A 19002-nucleotide genomic window follows, 5' to 3' on the forward strand; every position below is an offset into this window, starting at 1 on the left:
GCAGGAGTCAAGTGCCTTCCGCTACATTCCACTCTGTGATTCTACATTCTTATGGCCTAATAATATGGATAACAAACACACAAAATGCTTCTCAGCATAGCTCAAACATCAGTTATTAGTTAATGTTTATCGTTATAACCTACCGAGAATATATCTTGTCCTATTTTAAATTACTATAATAAAAAACTTTCAATTGAACAGTTAGTCAATGTTTTTGACGGCTCAATTGGATAATCAGGAATCATATACTGAATTCGACACTTAGATGCGAGGGAACCAAAAGTTGGTCTTGGAACTGTCTTTCTCATCTAAAATAAATTGAATGACAAAAATAGGGACTACCAATAAAAAACTAGTCAAAAGGTAGATGTTCTTCCCTTTTGACTAGTTCAATTATGGAGGTCCTATTAACCTGCTTTCATCTTTATGACGACTTATGGTTTTTGCCTCTATTTAATACGCGTCTAATACTACATCTTCACTGACTTTTAGTGCAGCTTCTGTGGAAGATACAATATCCTCAACTGAAAATCCATTTGCTACTTCACGAAGCAGTAGTCCTTCTTCCGTTACATCCATAACAGCACGGTCTGTTATGATACGGTGAACGACACCTTTTCCAGTAAGGGGTAGTGTGCATTCTTTAAGAATCTTACTATCCCCATTTTTATTAACATGCTCCATGATGACAATGATACGTTGAGCACCATGAACTAAGTCCATTGCTCCGCCCATTCCTTTTATCATCTTTCCTGGAATCATCCAGTTTGCAAGATCACCGTTTTCAGCTACTTCCATACCACCTAAAATAGCGATGTTAATATGTCCTCCACGAATCATAGCGAATGACTCTGAGCTATCAAAGTAGGCAGAGCCTGGAATCGCAGTAACCGTCTCTTTACCTGCATTAATCAGATCTGCATCTACTTCCTCTTCAGTTGGATATGGTCCAATTCCAAGTAGGCCATTTTCCGATTGCAGGACAACCTGCTTGTTTTCCGTAATATAGTTGGCTACTAATGTAGGCATGCCAATTCCTAAATTCACATAAAAACCATCTTCTATTTCTTTTTCTGCTCTTCTTGCTATTCTTTCACGCATTTTAGCACGATCCATATCCTTTGCACTCTCCCCTCTAAGCTTGTTTCACCGTTCTTCTTTCAATACGTTTTTCTTGATCAGCTTGGATTAATCGCTGTACATAAATGCTTGGTGTTTGGACTTCATTTGGATTGATTTCTCCAATTTCAACAAGTTCTTCTACCTCAGCAATTGTTACTTTTCCAGCAGCTGCAATCATAGGGTTAAAGTTTTGAGCAGTTTTGTTGTAAACTAAGTTCCCCATTTTATCTGCCCTCTGCGCTCTTACAAGAGAAAAATCGGCTGTAAATGCCTCTTCTAATAAATATTCTTTATCATTAAAGGTACGAGTTTCTTTTCCTTCAGCAATGGGCGTGCCGACTCCTGCAGGTGTATAAAAGGCAGGAATCCCTGCTCCTCCAGCACGAATTTTTTCTGCCAGCGTTCCTTGAGGAACCAGCTCTACTTCAAGTTCACCTGATAATACTTGTCTTTCAAACTCTTTATTTTCTCCCACATAAGACCCAATCATTTTATCAATTTGCTTATTTTTCAGTAATAAACCCAATCCCCAGTCATCTACACCACAGTTATTTGAGATCACAGTAAGGTTTTTTACACCTTTATCTACAAGGGCAAGGATTAGCTTTTCAGGAATTCCGCATAAACCAAATCCCCCCACCATAAGAGTGGCTCCATCATGAATATCTGCTACTGCTTCTGCGTATGAAGTAAACACTTGCTTCATTGATTACCCTCCTCAGTTCTTACTTTTAATATGATTATTTATGTAGCTCGACAACCGTTGCTACTCCTTGTCCTCCACCGATACACAAAGTGGCTAAACCATTTTGTACTTGTCGCTTTTTCATTTCATGAATCAGCGTAACAAGAATTCGGGTGCCACTTGCTCCAATCGGGTGACCAAGTGCAATCGCTCCACCATTTACATTTAATAAATCTTTGTTAAATCCAAGCTCTTTATCTACCGCTAAGGATTGTGCAGCAAATGCCTCATTTGCTTCAATTAAATGCATATCTTCCATCGTTAACTTTGTTTTTTCCAACACTTTCTTCACTGCTTGTACAGGTCCAATTCCCATTACACTTGGATCAACACCTGCGTTAGCATTCCCTTTAATGGTGACAAGTGGTGTTATGCCAAGCTCATCCGCCTTCTTCCTTGACATAACGACAACTGCAGCTGCACCATCATTAATTCCTGATGCATTTCCAGCTGTTACACTACCATCCTTTTTAAATGCGGCTCTAAGACCAGAGAGCTTTTCGGCAGTGGACCCTTTACGAGGGAATTCATCTTGACTAAAGAACACTGGATCCCCTTTTCTTTGAGGGATTTGAACAGGTACGATTTCATCGGTGAACCTGCCTTCTTCAATCGCTGTGCTTGCTTTTTGTTGACTCCAAGCTGCAAATTCGTCTTGCTCTTCACGTGTAAGGGAATATCGGTCGCATAGGTTTTCTGCTGTTACTCCCATATGATAATCGTTAAATGCACACCATAATCCATCGGAAATCATACTATCGACTACTTTTTGATCTCCCATTTTATATCCACTTCTTGCTCCTTGTAATAAATATGGAGCCTGACTCATATTTTCCATACCACCTGCAACAATAACATCCGCATCCCCTGCAAGAATTGCCTGCGTCGCTAGGTGAACTGTTTTTAATCCTGATCCACATACTTTGTTAATAGTCATAGCGGGCACATTTTCCGGAAGCCCTGCTTTAATGGATGCTTGGCGAGCTGGATTTTGTCCTAATCCTGCTTGTAAGACGTTACCCATAATCACTTCATCCACATCCGTTGATTTTAAACCAGCCTTTTCGAGTGCATCTTTAATGACAATCGCTCCAAGTTCCGGTGCTGAAATATCTTTTAAAGAGCCATTAAAGCTTCCAATAGCAGTACGTACTGCGCTAACAATGACGACTTCATTCGACATTTTTCTTCCTCCCTTTCTCTTCTGACTGATTGATTTGCCTGTATCCTCTTGCAATAAAGAGGAGTTTGAAAAATCTGTTCCACTTTTACTCTTTCTATGTAAGCGTTTAAAATCCTCTAATTTTGTCAAAAAATTTTTTGTTGCTTTATAAGTCGGAATCTTCCTACAATAAAGAAGGGGAGGCGAAATGATGAATTTACCTAATAACATAACCATAATTGAAGTTGGTCCCAGAGATGGGTTGCAAAATGAAAAGAATTTTGTTCCTACTGATGTAAAAAAGGAGTTTATTTTTAAGCTGAAAGAATCAGGGGTAAAAGAGATGGAGCTAACATCCTTTGTATCTCCTAAATGGGTTCCACAAATGCAGGATGCCAGCGATATTGTCGATTCTTGCTTAACAATCGATTCACGAGATATTGTCTTAGCCCCTAACAAAAAAGGGATAGAGCGAGTGTATGAAACAGATTGTCAATCAGTAGCCGTATTTGTCGGCGTTAGCAATACCTTTAATCAAAAAAACATTAACAAATCAACCCAAGAGGCATTAGAAGGTTTAACCCCTCTTATCCTACAATTAAAAGAGCGTGGATATTTTGTCAGGGCCTGTATTTCTACTGCCTTTTACTGTCCTTATGAAGGAAAAGTTTCACCTGAAGATACTTTAGACCTTTGTAAGAAATTTGTTCATTTAGGAGTAGATGAGTTAAGTGTGGCAGATACGATTGGACGCGCCAATCCTTTAGAAGCTTTCACCCTCTTTTCCTTATTAAGAACAGAGCTGCCTGATGTTCTGTTAACTGCACATTTCCATGACACGAGAAAAATGGCATTAGCCAATATTTTCGCTTCTTTACAAGCAGGGATTGATCGCTTTGATACCTCGGCTGGTGGACTTGGGGGATGTCCTTTTGCGCCTGGTGCTACTGGTAATGTCGCCACAGAGGATGTGGTATTTATGGTGGAGGAGCTTGGCATTTCAACAGGAGTGAACCTGGAGAAGCTAGCTCAAGCCATTGATGTAATTAAACCTTATACGAGTCGTCCCATTGAAAGTGGATATTATCGTTTGTATGAACTAAACAAATAATATCTGGCGTATAACCCATATCTCTTTTGTACACTCTAATGCTAAATGCATTTCAAGGAGTTGAGCAGAATGAGTCAAAAACGTGAAAAAGGATTTAGCCAAAAGGGAAAGAAAAGTTCAGACACTGTTTCAAATCCAATGGCTGCTGAAGAGCTAAAAAAAGCTATTCACCCTACCAAGGGACAGAATGCTAAATCATAATTTTTTAGAGGGTGTCCTTTATTATGGGACACTCTTTTTCTTTGAAGATCTTCCTCTACACCAATCAGTAAATTCCTCTTTTTTCCTTATCGTGCTACAATTAATCTAGACTATTTCAGAGGTGATCTCCATGAAAAAAAGACTTTTCCTAACTAGTTTACTCTCTACACTTGGTTTAGGTGGATTAGGCTTTTACATCACTAATCGAGTTATGTACTTACCAAAAAAAGACGAGGAATTTATTCGTTCCAGAGAAGTGGAGGCTATTCGCTTAATCGAAGAAGATTATGCTTCCCTTCCTAAACATGAGGTCCTCATTCCCTCTCCTTACGGGTATGACATTCATGCTGTTTTTGTCACTCCATACCCTCATAATAAATACATGATTTTTTCACATGGAGTAACTGAAAATAAATACAACTCTATTAAATATATGAATCTCTTTATTAAAAAAGGCTTCAATGCGGTGATATATGATCATAGACGTCATGGGGAGTCCGGAGGAAAGACAACAAGCTATGGGTACTTTGAGAAGTATGACTTAAAGGCGGTAGTTGACGAATTAATTCACCGCGTTGGTGATGATCTTTTCTTTGGTATACATGGTGAATCCATGGGTGCTGCCACTCTCCTTTTGTACGCAGGGAGTGTAGAAGATCGCGCCGATTTCTATATTGCTGATTGCCCGTTTTCCGATTTCGGTGAGCAGCTCAGCTATCGAATGAGCCTAGAATTGAAAATGCCCGCAAAATTTCTTTTGCCACTTGTCAATCGTACGTTAAAGCTTCGTCAGGGCTATACTTTGAAGGATTTATCACCCCTCTCAGTGATCCAAAATATTCAAAAGCCCATTTTGTTTATTCACAGCTCAGATGATGACTTTATCTTACCTCAAATGACAATGGATTTATTTAATAAGAAGCAAGGGGCAAAAGAATTATTTCTAGACTTTAAAGGGTCTCATGCTCAGTCATATAATGATAACCCTGAACAATATGAAGAGGTCATTCAACGTTTTTTAAATGAATGGGTCTTTAAAGAAAAGGAGAAATCTTTATGATACCCGAAGACTTTCGAAAGAAGATGCAAACGATGTACGGCAATTCAGGACTTGACTGGGTCTCTAATGTCGAAGAATTGTTAGGTTCTTTAAAAGTCCGTCTTCATTTAACCTATGGCAAACCCTTTTCCCTTAGCTATAACTTTGTTGTGCCTGTTCTAGTTAACTCAAATCAACCTGCCGTTTTAAAAGTGGGCTATCCCAATAAGGATTTCTCAAATGAGTTTCATGCCCTTCAAGATTTCCAAGGCAGAGGAATGGTTAAGGTCTTGGACTCCAACCGAGAAGAAGGCTGGATTCTCTTAGAACATCTGCAGCCTGGCACTCACCTGCATACGTTAAAAAGTGAAGAAGAAGAGGTAAAGATGTTTGCCTATGTCGCTCAACAATTATGGCATAAGCCGTCCAGTGACCACCCTTACCCTACTGTTCAAGCGTGGTCTTATGGGATCGATCGGCTCCGAAGGCAGTACAATGGTGACACGGGTCCTTTGCCACCAGAAATGGTATCAAAGGCTGAGGACTTGTATTCAATATTATTTTCCTCCGCTTCTGATCTGTATTTACTACATGGGGACCTCCACCATCACAATATTCTTTACTCTGATTCTTTAGGGTGGACCGTTATCGATCCTAAGGGCGTACTCGGTGAACGAGAATACGATTGCATTCAATTTCTCTTAAACTATTGGAAAGAGCATCCTCAGCCATTAAAGCTTCTGGAATTTCGAGTTAAAACCATGGCTTCTCTTCTTTCTCTTTCATATGAGCGGTTGATTTCGTATGGATATTGTCACTCAATTCTATCTGCCTGTTGGTGTTTAGAGGATGGGGTTGACTGCTGGAAGGATGGGGTGGAGGTAGCTCGATTATTTGACACATTGTTGAGTGAATTCTATACCGCTTAATTCTGTTAATGGTGCATTACAAATACAGGTTGGTGTTTTAAAAGATAATTTGGCCCTGAAAAAGCATAAACATAAGACTTTACTTCTTCAGGGCCTATTATTTTATTCATTGGGGAACAGGACAAAGTTCATTCTTCCATTTATGATTTGTCCAGGGCTTTTTAATTGAAATGTGTTGCTTGCTGTTGAGAAATCAATTTTCAATTCCTCATCAAGAAATACTGTTTTGGATTTTTCAACTAGAATAGGGTAAGAATTCGTTTCTATTTCGATATCTTCACCTTCATCTGGCTTTTTCACATACCATAACGTCGGGATACCACTGACTACACAACCGCAGCCTTCTGTGTCATATTTTAACTTTAAATACCCTTCTTGATGATCAATTTTATCTATTATTTTTTGCATTGCTTCATTTGTTATTTCTATTTTCATTGTTCAGCCTCCTCCACTTTATCCTATCATATTTCACCTGTTTCCTTTAGAATATTGCATTTTTCTCTTTTTCACTTTACTATCAAAGTGGGGAATCTTTTGTATGTATTTAGAAAGGGTGGGTTTTCATGACAAAAGCTCAAATTAAAGTAAATGATAATGGTTCTTTTCGCGTTAGTGGAGATGTAGAATTAGTTGATGCAGATGGAAATGTATTTCCGACAAAGCAAGTGTTCACTCTTTGCCGCTGCGGTCTATCGACTAAAATGCCGTTTTGTGATGCTTCACATAAAGGTAAATTCGAATCGTGTGTACGCGCTGAAAAGGTTCTAGACGAAGAATAACACATGACGAAAAGAGACTTCCAAAAGGGAAGTCTCTTTTCAAATTCATTCAAAAAAGTGAATATCGGTTACGCTCGATAGTGGAATATATTGCGCTTCCTGAAAGCGATCCACTACGTGTAGCTTTTCTTCTAAGGCATCAACATGATGCACCGTTCCAATGAATAACTGATGGCGGTGTTTTACGTAATAGGTAATGGAGACTAGCTTACCAAATTCCATGGCTTCTGACACCACATCATTTAACATCTCCAGCTCCTGTTCATCGAGTTCCTTTCTCTTTTCATAAGTATCTTCTTTAGCCCAATCTCGCAATAATTTTACATGCTCTGGTAACATCATAGATGTCCACTTTATTCTTCCTCGATCACGAATCACATTCTTCACCTCCTAAATTGAAGTCAGGGCTGTTACGATTTGTGGCCGCCTACAAGACGAGCACGATGCTTTGCTGTTCCTGCTTCTGTATACGAGACTGCGCGAAGTAAAGCTGCCGATCCATATTTATTTCGAATTCGATCTACCACATATCCTAATTCTCTTTTTTCCCAACGTTTAGGATCAAACAATGAAATTTGTAACGTCTCGTCGTCCACAACATTCGAGAGGGCGATAGAAATTTTCCGTACTGTCCTACCGTTGTAATTCTCTTCAAATAATTCGAGACATACACGATACAAATCCATGGTAATGTTCGTAGGTTCCTCCATTGTTCTTGAACGATGAAACCCTCCTCCAAACTCTTCTTGACTGTATCCTATTCCAAAGCTAACGGTTCTTCCTGCTTTCTTATGGGTACGAGCCCGCCTGGCCACTTCTTCACACATTTCCAATATAACGTGCTTAATTTCTTTTCTTTCTTTATAGTCCCGCAGAAGAATTTGACCCTTTCCAAAGCTAATTTGCCCATCCATGATAGGGGCACCTATTTCGGATAAATCTACTCCCCACGCATGATGGTATAGCTGATTTCCCATCACTCCAAACTTATCTTCAAGCTTCTCTAAATCATATTTCGCCAATTGTCCAACGGAGAAAATCCCCATTCGATTAAGGGTCTTTTCAATGCGTCGACCAATCCCCCACATTTCACTTAGGGGTGAGAGCGGCCAAAGTTTTTCAGGTATATCCTCGTAAGTCCACTCACAAACTCCTTTTTTCTTTGCTTCAAGATCTAAGCACAATTTTGATAAAAGCATATTAGGACCAATTCCTATAGCACAAGGAAGCTGAAACTCCCTCTCCATATCATCTTTTATTTTATGAGCAATTGTTGTAGCGTCCCCCCATAGATTGGTGGCCCCATCAATCTTAATGAAGCTTTCATCTACACTGTAAGTATGAATGGCATCCTTTGGAACATAGCGATGAAATAACCGAGTAATCTCAGTTGAAATCCGGACGTACGTAGCCATTTTTGGTTCTACTAATTGAATTCGAGAATCATTAGGGATTTCAAACATCCTGGACCCTGTCTTAATGCCAAAATCTTTTTTCATCTTAGGGGAGGCCGCCAATACAATGCTTCCTTTACGGTCTTTATCCCCCACAACTGCTAAATGACATTCAAGAGGGTCTAGTCCCAGCATGACAGCCGAACAGCTAGCATAAAAGCTCTTCATATCGATGCATAAAATCTTATGGTGTGGCAGCACACTGTAATCGACAGTCATTCAATCCTCCTCCATCACCGTATAAATAGAACAAATGTTCTTATATAGTATATCTATGATTGTATACGAATATACGTTCGCTTTCAACTTAAATTATTGGTAACGGAGTGAATAATAAGAAAAGGAAAAGACAAGCCAAAATGGACAAAGATTGAGAAGAGAATTCACGATTTGGCCCAATTCTGATGAAAAGTGGCCCAATCGCTCCATAAATCAGACCATTTAGAAGGACGCACAAGAAAAATTTAGCGATATTTCCTCGTTGTTCACAATTTTGCACATTATCTAGGTAAATTCGCACATTAGTAGAGTGTTTTCGCACATTCACCCCCGCTTTTCGCACATTTCATCCAAGAAATAAAAAAACAGGAAGGAGAAGTGACCGCTTCTCCTTCCTGTTTTTCATCCTTTTCCAGCTTGAAAGCCTGGATACTTGGTCATTCCCCCGTCCACAACTAAGGTTGTACCGGTTACATAGCTTGCCTGCTCTGAAGCTAAGAATGCAGCGCAGGATGCCACTTGCTCAGGTTCTCCGATATACCCGATTGGAATCAGCTTTTCCACTCCCTTTTTCTTTTCAGGATCAGAAAATTTTTCAGCATTAATAGGTGTATCGATGGCCCCTGGTGCAATATTATTTACTCGAATTCCATCGGGAGCGAACTCTAAAGCAAGACTTTCCATTAATAATTTAACCCCACCCTTACTGGCTGCATAATGGACAAAGTGTGGCCAGGGAATAATTTCATGAACAGAAGAAATATTAATGATGGATCCTTTGATATTATGATCTAACATGTACTTGGCAGCTTCTCGACAACCGAGAAAGGTACCGGTTAAATTAGTATTTATGACCGTTTGCCAGTCTTCAATAGACAAATTTTCAGAAGGAACTTCATTTTCGACCCCTGCATTATTCACATAAATATCAAGGCTTCCATACGTGTCATGAGCAAATTGGACAAATGCTTTCACGTCTTCTTCTTTCGAAACATCCCCTTGAATAATGGAAGCGTGCCCTCCTGCTTGTTCAATCTCTTTTACAATCGCCTCTGGATTTTCTTCTTTTTTAAAATAGTTAATTACCACTTTACATCCTTCATTAGCCAATCGAGTTGCGATGGCCTTTCCAATCCCAGTAGCGGCACCAGTAATGATAACAACCTTACCTGTCAGATCAGTATACATCCTATATTCCTCCTTAACTTTTTGTAAAACCTAGAAGAACACCACCAATAATAATGAGAACACACCCCAGGATCACGAGGAAAATTTGTTTTTTCGATTTCTTTTCTCCTAAGAAAAACAATCCTCCGAGGGTGGAAATGACAATACCTGTTTGAGATAAGGAGAAGCTGGTTGCTACCCCAATTCTCGGGAGAGCAAGTAATAATCCTAAATTACCCGACGCCCACATCAGGCCCGTTAATATATTTCGAACCGTATATTTTGTAAAAGGCTTATGCCTGAAGGTGATCACAACCGCTCCGATAAACATTCCGATTGCTTGTGGTAAAATGGCTTCCCATCCGTCGATGTTAAACCACCTTAAAATAACGACATAAGCTATGTATCCACAACTTGAAATAAATAAAGTGAATAGACCTTTTTTTAGTTGAGACTGATCATCACCAGCAGATTTTTGCGAAAATGAGGTTAGTACTACACCAATAATAAGAGCAAAAACGGCCCCACTTCCGATTAGAATGGTTAAGGTTGTAGTCCATTCCTTAAACACTAAAACCCCAAAGAGTGTTGTACCGATCAGTTGCATTCCTGTAGAGATAGGAACTGTTTTAGCAACACCAATAAATTTTACGCTTGCTAACTGATTCACTTGGCCGACAGCCCAGAAGACTCCGGAAATAAAGCCGATACCCCAAACAAAAAGCGTTAACTCCGGGGATTTAATGAAGAAAACGCCAATGGCAAACAGTAGGGAACCAATTGTAATTCCAACTGTTTGACTGTAAGCATTTCCTCCTAGTTTTACACTGACGAACACAAGACTTCCCCAAGCTACTGCGGGGATTAGGGCTAACAAAATCCCTATCATATTTCCACATCCTTTTTGCAATCGATAAAAATAGTTTTTCACTTAATAGAATTTTTAGCCTTATAGGCTAGAAAAACAGAAACATTTTCCGTTCAGTGATGCATACCCTTATTTTGTTCGGTATAATCACCATGAAGTGTCAAAATGGAAAAGCGATGATTGAAAAGATGTTCCTTCAATGAACATCCTCTTAATTACTGGGATTATGAACATTAGTTGAGGAAATCGAAACTCGTTCTAAAGAAGAACCGAATTCATCAATTCACCAGATCGTTGAAGATATCGTATATGAATTCCCTGTAGATTAAATCTATGTAGATTGAGGAGGAGTTTCTGTTTTTGAAGAAAAGGTGCTTGGGAAATAAAAAAAGAAGCTTCCCTTTTTACAGAAAAGCCCCTTTAAACCTAACGAATATACGTTTTATTATTTTTCAACTTTGAAATCAACATAATGAAAGACAAAGATATGGTGGTGAAGAGAAAGAACATGGTTCCCAGAAAACCTATTATCGCAACAGAAGTGCCTCTATCCATTTCATCTGGTGCAGCAAAAGAATGACCGATAAGCCAAGTAGTACAGGAAAAAACGAATAATACTAAGGAAACTAAAAGGATTTTACCTTTTGAAAACATCGTTTACCCTCCATCATTTACAGGTTAATAAGAGAAGCATTAGGTTAAAACACATACTATGATGGTTCCCAAAGCCTTTTCACATCCACTAAAACCTGCTCATTAAACTCCATCCTATAAATATCTGGTTTAGATATGCTATGTAAAAAATTCAAATCATACTTCCTATCATAATACCCCATCATTAAAGTCATAACAGCTCCATGAGTCCCCAATACAACTTTTTGTCCTTGGTAGTTTATCAATAATTCTTTTAATACTTTTATTGCTCGTTTCTGACAGGTGGAATTAGATTCAGCTCCGGATAAAGAAAAGTCGGGATCGGTAAATGATTCCTTTAATAAAGGGTATAAATCCTTATCAGATATCCTCTGTTCTTCAACATGAAAAATTCTTTCTTTAAGGTTTTCAAATACAATAACTTCTTGTCCAATTTGTTCTGCTAGATTTTGTACGGTTAGGATTGAGCGATTGTATGGGCTGGAGATGACAACATCAATATCTTCGTCTCGTAATACATTTGCAATAACTAGAGCATCATGCTTTCCTTTAACAGTCAATCCTCTCGTTTTTTCTTCTCCTCCTTTTGGAGAGTCACCGTGCCTTACCATATATACAAAAGTATTCATACTACCTCCTAAAACCATTTATAATGGAACGTCATTATACAAATACGCACCTTAAAAAGAGTCATTCACATAACGGTAACCAACTCTTTCGTAATCCTTTATTTTGTTGACGTATGAATCGGAACAATAACTCTCTCGTCATTAAGATTCACTAATACATGCACATCTCTGTTAATGGTTAATTCCTTAAAACGTAAAGAATACATTCCAGTGGGGTTTTTCTCCATGGATTGAATGGCTACTTGTGAGAAACGGGGGTCTTTTACGACTAATTTAACCGCATTCCCTTCCTTTTCACTTTGAGCATCTGTTAAGAAAACCATTTCATTTGCAAAAGCTTTGCCAGGAAAGGATTCTTCCATTTCCCCGTCAAAATTCACTTGAATTTTCTGTCCAACCTCTATATCAACACTATGTATTTTTTTGTCTTTATCCGTACTAAACACTGTTCCATCGTTAAAGGAAAACCAAACATCATTTATGAGTACTTCATTGCTTTCAATTTGGGTAACAAAGCCTATGAATCGTTCATTTGGCTCAGAATCTTGTACAGGCGTTGAAAGGTCACAGCCAGTGACTAATGGTAAAAGACACAGTAAAAGAATAGTGAGACATTTTTTCATAGACTCCCCCCCTTATAATATTAGACGATTGGAAGTATTCGTTAGTTTCATTATTTTTTGAAAAAAAGTTTATTTCCTACTTTTTCAATGAGTGAAGGAAATAATTGATAAACAACACTTCCCGCATTCATCCAACGAGGTAAATTGATCTCTCTTGTATTTGTGAAAAGCGCATTTATGACTTTTTCTGCTACTTTATCAGGTTGAAGCATAAATTTTTCCACATTTTTTGCATATGTACCTGACTCATCGGCAATGGAAAAGAAATCCGTAGCAATAGGACCAGGGTTTACGGCTGTAACCGCTACGCCATACCTGGCGGCTTCCATCCGAAGACTATTCGTATAGCCTAGAACAGCATGCTTAGAAGCAGAATAAACGCTTGATTTAGGCGAGGCAAATTTACCCGCTTGAGAGGCAATATTCAGGATATGCCCAAAGCCTTGTTTACGCATATAAGGAAGTATTTCGCCCGTACATGCCATAAGACCAAGTACATTCACTTCAATCATTCCTTTTACATCACTAAATGACGTTTCATGAGCTTCCTGGAATATGCCGTAGCCCGCATTATTAATGATGGCATGTACTTCACCGAAGTCTTCCAAAATGGTAGAGAATACACGAGGGATTTCAGCATAATCTGTTACATCCAAAGGATACACTTCTACTTTAACCTTGAATGTAGTCATCAATTTTTCCTTTAATCCCTCTAATAACTGAACACGGCGAGCAATCAAAGCAAGGTTTCCTCCATTTTCAGCAACTTTGATTGCCATCTGCTCCCCAATTCCACCAGATGCTCCTGTAATGATTATGTTTTTTCCTTTAACTCGTTTATTCATTTCCACACCTCCGGTTAGACAAAGTAATAATATACCCCATCAGTCTTTTCCTTTTTTATTAAATCAAGGGATTCTAAATAATCTAATTGACCTATCGTCTCAGACAAGGTAAGACCCAGTTCTTTTTTATAAACAGAAGGAAACAGCTTTTGGCAAATCTCTAATACAGTAAATCGATTTCCTTTTATCATATGTAAAACAGATTGGGCCCTTTCATCTTGTTTCCTTAACCTCTTAGGAATAAGGGCATGAACATCCGAAATATCCTCTCCATGACCTGTATAAGCACGTGAGATAGGGATGTCCTGGAGCTTGCTTAAAGAAGCATTGTATTGAAGTAAAGGCTTTGTCCGTTCTTCTTCTCCATCAAATGGTGGTTCAATAAGAGGATTGGGTGAAATATGAGCAAGGATATGATCTCCGGCAATCAATACACCATCACGTTCTCGATAAAAAGACAAATGACTTTGTGCATGACCCAGGGTTTCGATAATGTTCCACTCCTCTAGCCCAGGAATAGCATCTCCTTCTCCTATTGATACATCTAGCTTTCTATCACCCATGAATTTTAAAGGAGTTTTAAATTTAGGAATGGCAGAAAGAAACTCTTGAGGTAATCCTGACTCAATAGCTAACTTCAAAAAAAAGCGATCGTATACATCGTGAAAATAATTATCTCGATGTAGCCAAAAGCGATTATATTTATGCCCATATACTTTTACAGAAGAAGGAAAACGATCAAGTAAGCCAGCATGATCTGGGTGATGATGGGTGAGGACAATTTGTTCAATGTCTTCGGGTTTATATCCTAAAGAAGCTAATTCCTCCGTTAATTGAATCCATGCAGTATTTGTCAATGGACCCACGTCTACCAACGTTAGCGCTTCACCTTTCACTAAATAAATATTTACATCTCCAACAGCAAATGGAGTAGATAGCGTAATCTTTGCGATATTATTTTCTAACATATTTTCACCACATTCTACTATAATAAGGTCTTCAACCAAGACATTCGTTTCTCAAAATGAATGATGCTTCATTTTACAGTGTACATTTTTTCCTATCACTTGTCATTTTTAATATCTTTTGAAAATACTGAAAAAAACCTTGACAGACAAGCCACTTTTTTATGATAATCACCTATAATATTATTTTTTCAACTGAACATTACATTCACTATATATAGAAAGCGATGAAGAAGACTAGTAATAGATAGATGATGTTAGAGAATAGTGCTCCATTAGGCTGAAAGGCACTGTCATCCTCTCTATTTATGAACCTACCTTTTGAGCGTCTTAAATCAGAACGTTTCCAGCGTTATCTGGAGTTGAGTGTGTTCATTGGCATTTGAATGTTCGTGAACGAAACAAGGTGGTACCGCGGAAGCAGACCCTTTCGTCCTTTATGGATGAGAGGGTCTGCTTTTTTATATAGGATAAGGAGGAGTGACTTCATGAAGACATTGTTTATGGGTGCAGGTTCAATGGCGCATGCATTAATGAAAGGGTCACTAGCAGCAGAAGTATTGAGGCAAGAGAAGGTGTATGTGACAAACCGTTCGAATCGCCAGGGTTTAGAGGAATTCGTGCATGAATTCGGAGTTAATAAGGTGGAGCATGAAGCTTCATATGATGTCGTGATCCTGGCAATGAAACCAAAAGACTTTCACGGTGCAGTGGCAACCATTCGTCCTTATTTGACCACTCACACGTTGGTCATTTCTGTTTTAGCAGGGATCACCATACAACATTTAAGTGATAAGCTTGCATTTAATGGAGCCATCGTTAGAGCTATGCCTAATACGAGTGCATCCATGGGGAAATCAGCTACCGCTGTATCGTTCAATCGTCACCTGACGCACTCTCAGAAGGAGTGGACAATGAAATTATTTCAATCCGTTGGGATAGCAGTGGAGGTGGAGGAAAAGCAATTAGACTTAATTACTGCTCTATCTGGAAGTGGTCCTGCCTATATCTATTTTGTGGCAGAATTACTTGAAAAGGCTGCAGTGGAGTTAGGACTGCAACAGGAACTGGCTAAGGATTTAATCTCTCAAACGATTGCAGGGGCAAGTGAGATGCTAGAAAAATCCGGCTTAAATGCACAGGAATTAAGGAGAAATGTTACAAGTCCAGGTGGTACGACAGAAGCAGGTATTGCAGCATTGGAAGAATATCACGTTAGGGAAGCCTTTTTGCAATGTATTTATTCGGCGAAAACGCGTTCTGAGAATCTTGGAAAAGAAATTAACACACAATCCCTTTAAATATGAACTCACCTAAATAACCTACCTTTTCTCGCTATTTGCTTGTTTCATTGGTACAATCGAAACAAAAAAAGAAGGTCGTACCTATGATTCACCTATTCATTTTACTTTGTATGGTACTTGGTGTCTGGTTGTTTATATCCATTGACGTGTGGAGAGAGATTTCTACACTCTCCTCCATTCATGATTACGCAATCGTACAGAAAGGTCCGTTACTAACGATTATTGTCCCAGCTAGAAATGAAGAGAAAACCATTTCAGCCAGTATCAGATCTCAACTTCAACAGGATTATCACAATCTTGAATGGATATTAGTAAATGACCGTTCAACTGACGGGACACCAGATAAACTAGAAGAATTGGCGAGCATGGATAAACGAATAAACACGCTCCATATAGACTCATTGGAGAAAGGATGGCTAGGAAAAAATCAGGCTCTATACAAAGGATATCAGCACGCCCATGGAGAACTTATCCTTTTCACTGATGCTGATGTCATCTTTAAAGATTCGACGATCGTTTCTAAAGCCGTATCCTTTCTTCTGTCACGGGAATTGGATCATCTTACTCTAGCACCCCATATTAAATCACGGACATTTTGGTTAAAAAGCTTTGTTGCCTTTTTCTTATTCGGCTTCTCCTTCTATAAACGCCCCTGGAAAGCAAACGACCATACATCAAAAACGGGAATGGGCATTGGTGCTTTTAACCTTATCTCACGGACGGCTTATGAAGAAATCGGTACCCACAAAGGGATTAAGCACATGCCTGATGATGACTTGCAGCTTGGAGTGCAAATAAAGAAACACCACAAAAAACAATTCTTTCTAACAGCTCTGGATTCATTGGAAGTTGAGTGGTATCAATCATTGAAAGATGCTTTTAACGGTTTAGAAAAAAATACATTTGCAGGACTCCATTACTCCATCTTACTCGTCTTGTTTTCCATTATTGGGGTTTTCTGCTCCACTGTCCTCCCTTTTATCACGATTTTCTCATGGGATTGGAGAATTCAGATGGTGAGTGCTGCTATTATTCTTATGATTTTATTGGCGTATCAAAAGGTCATTAAACACATGACAAATGAGTCTCCTTTTCTCTTTCTTTCATTACCACTCACAGCTCTCCTATTTATCTATTCAATTGGCCGAGCCACGATTTTAACCTTCAAACGTGGTGGAATCGAATGGCGGGGAACGGTTTATCCATTGAAAGAGTTAAAGCAAAAAAACAAATAGAAGCACATTTCTTTCCTGGAAAAATAGGTGTTGTTATAATCATTGTGAATTACTATTTAGAAACCCGAAATAAATAACCCTTGATGAAAGGTGATGAAAGATGAATACAAAGCTTTTTCAACCATATACCCTTAAAAATGTTGAACTGAAAAATCGAATTGTTATGGCACCTATGTGCATGTACTCTTCCCATAACAATGATGGGAAAGTTGAAAATTGGCATCGCACTCATTATACGAGCCGTGCTGTTGGTGGAGTCGGGCTGATTATTCAGGAAGCAACTGCCGTTACACCCCAAGGAAGAATCTCTCCTCAGGACTTAGGAATTTGGGATGATGAGCATGTGGAAGGATTAAAAGAATTAGTAGGATTAATGAAAGAACAAGGTGCGAAGACAGGTATTCAGCTGGCTCATGCAGGAAGGAAAGCTGTTCTAGAAGGTGATATTATTGCTCCATCTGCCATTCCATTTAATAAAGACATGAAAACACCTGTTGAAATGACAAAGAATGATATTAATGAAACCATTAAGGCATTCATTAAAGGTGCAGAAAGAGCCAGGGAAGCAGGATTTGATGTGATTGAAATTCACGGAGCCCATGGATATCTCATTAACGAATTCCTCTCTCCCCTTTCTAATAAACGCACGGACGAATATGGTGGGTCTCCTGAGAACCGCTACCGTTTCCTTCGTGAAATCATTAACGGTATTCAACAAGTATGGGAAGGACCATTACTTGTACGTGTCTCTGCCAAAGATTATCATGAAGAAGGTCTTGATGTTGAAGATTATGTAGTATTCGGAAAATGGATGAAGGAACAAGGAATTGATTTAATTGATGTTAGCTCCGGTGCAGTTGTGCCGGCACAAATCCCTGTATTCCCTGGCTACCAGGTAAAGCTTGCCGAGACCATCAAGAGAGATGCCGATATTGACACAGGAGCAGTCGGGCTGATTACTACAGGGATTCAAGCAGAAGAAATCCTTCAAAACGAGCGTGCTGATCTCGTTTTACTTGCACGTGAATTACTTCGAGACCCATATTGGCCTAGAACTGCTGCGAAGGAGTTAGGAGTAGAACTGGAAGCTCCCAAGCAATATCAAAGAGGTTGGTAAGGACTAAGAAGCACTGGACAAAAAAATGAGGGGGGAATGCCTTGGCATTCCCCCCCTCATTCACTTATTCATACACTTTCTGAACTTCATACTTGAAACCACCATAACGGTAGTTTTGTCTTTGATACATAAGTCTAGGTGTGTCTTCTCCATCAGCTAACAGAATCACTGTTTTATTAGGAAATTTTTTCATCACACGTTCTTGCAATTTACTCCCTATGCCCTTCTTTTGAAAAGATTCTTGAACCATCAGCCCATCTATTTCCGCTGTGTCCGATTTAATAATAACATCGACTGACCCTGCTGGGGTTCCACGATAATAGGCTAGAAGTTGAATAAAATTCTCATCTTGAAAGTGTCGTTTATGTAAATCAATCTTTTGTTGAGCAAATTCCTCTCCAAATTCTAAATCCTGTTGGTACTGGAATTCAAGGTAAGCATCAAGATCTTGATCAGACACTACCTTAATTTCTATATCAGGATTATCTTCTAAAGGTGGAAATTGATCAGGTGCAATACTATATAATTCATTAAACCCCACTTCAAATTTTTCACGTGCAAAAAAGTCCATTAATTCCTGAGAGGGTTTAACATCCTGTGGAAAATAGAATTTTACATGTTTTTGCCCTTTTGATTTATGGAATTCTCTTAAAAAATGAGCGGCTTCTTTAAATTCAGAAAGGGATGGCTGTTTATTAAATTCAAGAAAATTACTATCATACCTTGTTAACATTTCTGGAAAATGAATGTGTTGATAGAGATTATTTTCTGCTACTACATGTCCTTCTTTTCCTTCTTTATATATAAGGTCAAATGTTATCTGCATACGCACTC

The 19002-nt window shown here is 38.8% G+C and carries 23 protein-coding genes; 9 read left to right on the forward strand and 14 right to left on the reverse strand.

What is annotated here, in order from left to right; all coding sequences use genetic code 11:
• Positions 1–453: 453 nt before the first annotated feature.
• From IQI_RS01900 to IQI_RS01910, 3 genes are read right to left on the reverse strand one after another with little or no spacing between them, the layout of a single operon-like run.
• Entirely contained in the window at positions 454–1116 is a 663-nt protein-coding gene (locus tag IQI_RS01900) for a CoA transferase subunit B (RefSeq protein ID WP_064090956.1), read from the reverse strand.
• A 19-nt stretch (positions 1117–1135) separates the two neighbouring features.
• Positions 1136–1828, reverse strand: a complete 693-nt coding sequence (locus IQI_RS01905) for a CoA transferase subunit A (protein ID WP_064090955.1) — start codon at positions 1826–1828, stop codon at positions 1136–1138.
• 34 nt (positions 1829–1862) lie between these two features.
• Positions 1863–3050: an acetyl-CoA C-acetyltransferase gene (locus IQI_RS01910; protein WP_064091058.1), complete on the reverse strand. Its 1188-nt coding sequence runs from the start codon at positions 3048–3050 to the stop codon at positions 1863–1865.
• Between the two features lie 190 nt (positions 3051–3240).
• Between IQI_RS01910 and IQI_RS01915 the strand changes: the two genes are divergently transcribed.
• The 4 genes from IQI_RS01915 to IQI_RS01925 all read left to right on the forward strand — a co-directional run bounded on the left by IQI_RS01915 (position 3241) and on the right by IQI_RS01925 (position 6309).
• Positions 3241–4140: a hydroxymethylglutaryl-CoA lyase gene (locus IQI_RS01915; RefSeq protein WP_064090954.1), complete on the forward strand. Its 900-nt coding sequence runs from the start codon at positions 3241–3243 to the stop codon at positions 4138–4140.
• Between the two features lie 69 nt (positions 4141–4209).
• Positions 4210–4341, forward strand: a complete 132-nt coding sequence (locus IQI_RS21125; protein WP_268874466.1) for a hypothetical protein — start codon at positions 4210–4212, stop codon at positions 4339–4341.
• A gap of 130 nt (positions 4342–4471) precedes the next feature.
• Positions 4472–5401, forward strand: a complete 930-nt coding sequence (locus IQI_RS01920) for an alpha/beta hydrolase (protein ID WP_064091124.1) — start codon at positions 4472–4474, stop codon at positions 5399–5401.
• Positions 5398–6309, forward strand: coding sequence for an aminoglycoside phosphotransferase family protein (locus IQI_RS01925; protein WP_064090953.1), 912 nt, complete (start codon positions 5398–5400; stop codon positions 6307–6309). Before IQI_RS01920 ends, IQI_RS01925 begins: the two co-directional genes overlap by 4 nt.
• 102 nt (positions 6310–6411) lie before the next feature.
• On the opposite strand, the gene IQI_RS01930 is transcribed toward IQI_RS01925, so the two are convergent.
• Positions 6412–6744, reverse strand: a complete 333-nt coding sequence (locus IQI_RS01930; protein ID WP_064090952.1) for an iron-sulfur cluster biosynthesis family protein — start codon at positions 6742–6744, stop codon at positions 6412–6414.
• A 128-nt stretch (positions 6745–6872) separates the two neighbouring features.
• On the opposite strand from IQI_RS01930, the gene IQI_RS01935 reads away from it, so the two are divergent.
• The gene (locus IQI_RS01935; protein WP_064090951.1) at positions 6873–7088 is read left to right on the forward strand and encodes a CDGSH iron-sulfur domain-containing protein; all 216 of its coding nucleotides are present in this window, start codon (positions 6873–6875) and stop codon (positions 7086–7088) included.
• Between the two features lie 45 nt (positions 7089–7133).
• Here the strand turns inward: IQI_RS01935 and IQI_RS01940 are convergent, their stop codons facing one another.
• The 4 genes from IQI_RS01940 to IQI_RS01955 all read right to left on the reverse strand — a co-directional run bounded on the left by IQI_RS01940 (position 7134) and on the right by IQI_RS01955 (position 10814).
• Positions 7134–7466 (reverse strand): YolD-like family protein, encoded by a 333-nt coding sequence (locus IQI_RS01940; protein ID WP_064090950.1) that lies wholly within the window; start codon positions 7464–7466, stop codon positions 7134–7136.
• Positions 7467–7498: 32 nt separating this feature from the next.
• Positions 7499–8761 (reverse strand): Y-family DNA polymerase, encoded by a 1263-nt coding sequence (locus tag IQI_RS01945; protein WP_064090949.1) that lies wholly within the window; start codon positions 8759–8761, stop codon positions 7499–7501.
• Positions 8762–9163: 402 nt separating this feature from the next.
• Entirely contained in the window at positions 9164–9949 is a 786-nt protein-coding gene (locus IQI_RS01950) for a glucose-1-dehydrogenase (protein ID WP_064090948.1), read from the reverse strand.
• 13 nt (positions 9950–9962) lie between these two features.
• The gene (locus IQI_RS01955) at positions 9963–10814 is read right to left on the reverse strand and encodes a GRP family sugar transporter (RefSeq protein ID WP_064091057.1); all 852 of its coding nucleotides are present in this window, start codon (positions 10812–10814) and stop codon (positions 9963–9965) included.
• A 227-nt stretch (positions 10815–11041) separates the two neighbouring features.
• Here IQI_RS01955 and IQI_RS21295 point away from each other — a divergent pair, with 227 nt between their 5' ends.
• Complete coding sequence (locus IQI_RS21295; RefSeq protein WP_408006801.1) at positions 11042–11125, forward strand: hypothetical protein; 84 nt, start codon at positions 11042–11044, stop codon at positions 11123–11125.
• A gap of 97 nt (positions 11126–11222) precedes the next feature.
• Here IQI_RS21295 and IQI_RS01960 read toward each other — a convergent pair whose 3' ends face one another.
• The 5 genes from IQI_RS01960 to IQI_RS01980 form a co-directional block, all read right to left on the reverse strand.
• Positions 11223–11450, reverse strand: coding sequence for a hypothetical protein (locus tag IQI_RS01960; RefSeq protein ID WP_064090947.1), 228 nt, complete (start codon positions 11448–11450; stop codon positions 11223–11225).
• A 56-nt stretch (positions 11451–11506) separates the two neighbouring features.
• The gene (locus tag IQI_RS01965; protein WP_064090946.1) at positions 11507–12079 is read right to left on the reverse strand and encodes a histidine phosphatase family protein; all 573 of its coding nucleotides are present in this window, start codon (positions 12077–12079) and stop codon (positions 11507–11509) included.
• Positions 12080–12177: 98 nt separating this feature from the next.
• Entirely contained in the window at positions 12178–12702 is a 525-nt protein-coding gene (locus tag IQI_RS01970) for a DUF3221 domain-containing protein (RefSeq protein ID WP_064090945.1), read from the reverse strand.
• A 50-nt stretch (positions 12703–12752) separates the two neighbouring features.
• Complete coding sequence (locus tag IQI_RS01975; protein ID WP_064090944.1) at positions 12753–13547, reverse strand: SDR family NAD(P)-dependent oxidoreductase; 795 nt, start codon at positions 13545–13547, stop codon at positions 12753–12755.
• Between the two features lie 14 nt (positions 13548–13561).
• The gene (locus IQI_RS01980; RefSeq protein WP_064091125.1) at positions 13562–14515 is read right to left on the reverse strand and encodes an MBL fold metallo-hydrolase; all 954 of its coding nucleotides are present in this window, start codon (positions 14513–14515) and stop codon (positions 13562–13564) included.
• 485 nt (positions 14516–15000) lie between these two features.
• Here IQI_RS01980 and proC point away from each other — a divergent pair, with 485 nt between their 5' ends.
• The 3 genes from proC (at position 15001) to namA (ending at position 18168) form a co-directional block, all read left to right on the forward strand.
• A complete protein-coding gene (gene proC / locus IQI_RS01985) occupies positions 15001–15813 on the forward strand; it encodes a pyrroline-5-carboxylate reductase (RefSeq protein WP_064090943.1) in 813 nt (270 codons plus the stop codon).
• A gap of 86 nt (positions 15814–15899) precedes the next feature.
• Positions 15900–17051: a glycosyltransferase gene (locus IQI_RS01990; RefSeq protein WP_064090942.1), complete on the forward strand. Its 1152-nt coding sequence runs from the start codon at positions 15900–15902 to the stop codon at positions 17049–17051.
• A gap of 100 nt (positions 17052–17151) precedes the next feature.
• A complete protein-coding gene (namA, locus tag IQI_RS01995) occupies positions 17152–18168 on the forward strand; it encodes an NADPH dehydrogenase NamA (RefSeq protein ID WP_064090941.1) in 1017 nt (338 codons plus the stop codon).
• A 64-nt stretch (positions 18169–18232) separates the two neighbouring features.
• On the opposite strand, the gene IQI_RS02000 is transcribed toward namA, so the two are convergent.
• A complete protein-coding gene (locus IQI_RS02000; RefSeq protein WP_064090940.1) occupies positions 18233–18994 on the reverse strand; it encodes a GNAT family N-acetyltransferase in 762 nt (253 codons plus the stop codon).
• Positions 18995–19002 lie beyond the last annotated feature (8 nt).

Source organism: Rossellomorea aquimaris TF-12 (assembly GCF_001648555.1).
Taxonomy (GTDB): Bacteria; Bacillota; Bacilli; order Bacillales; family Bacillaceae_B; genus Rossellomorea; species Rossellomorea aquimaris.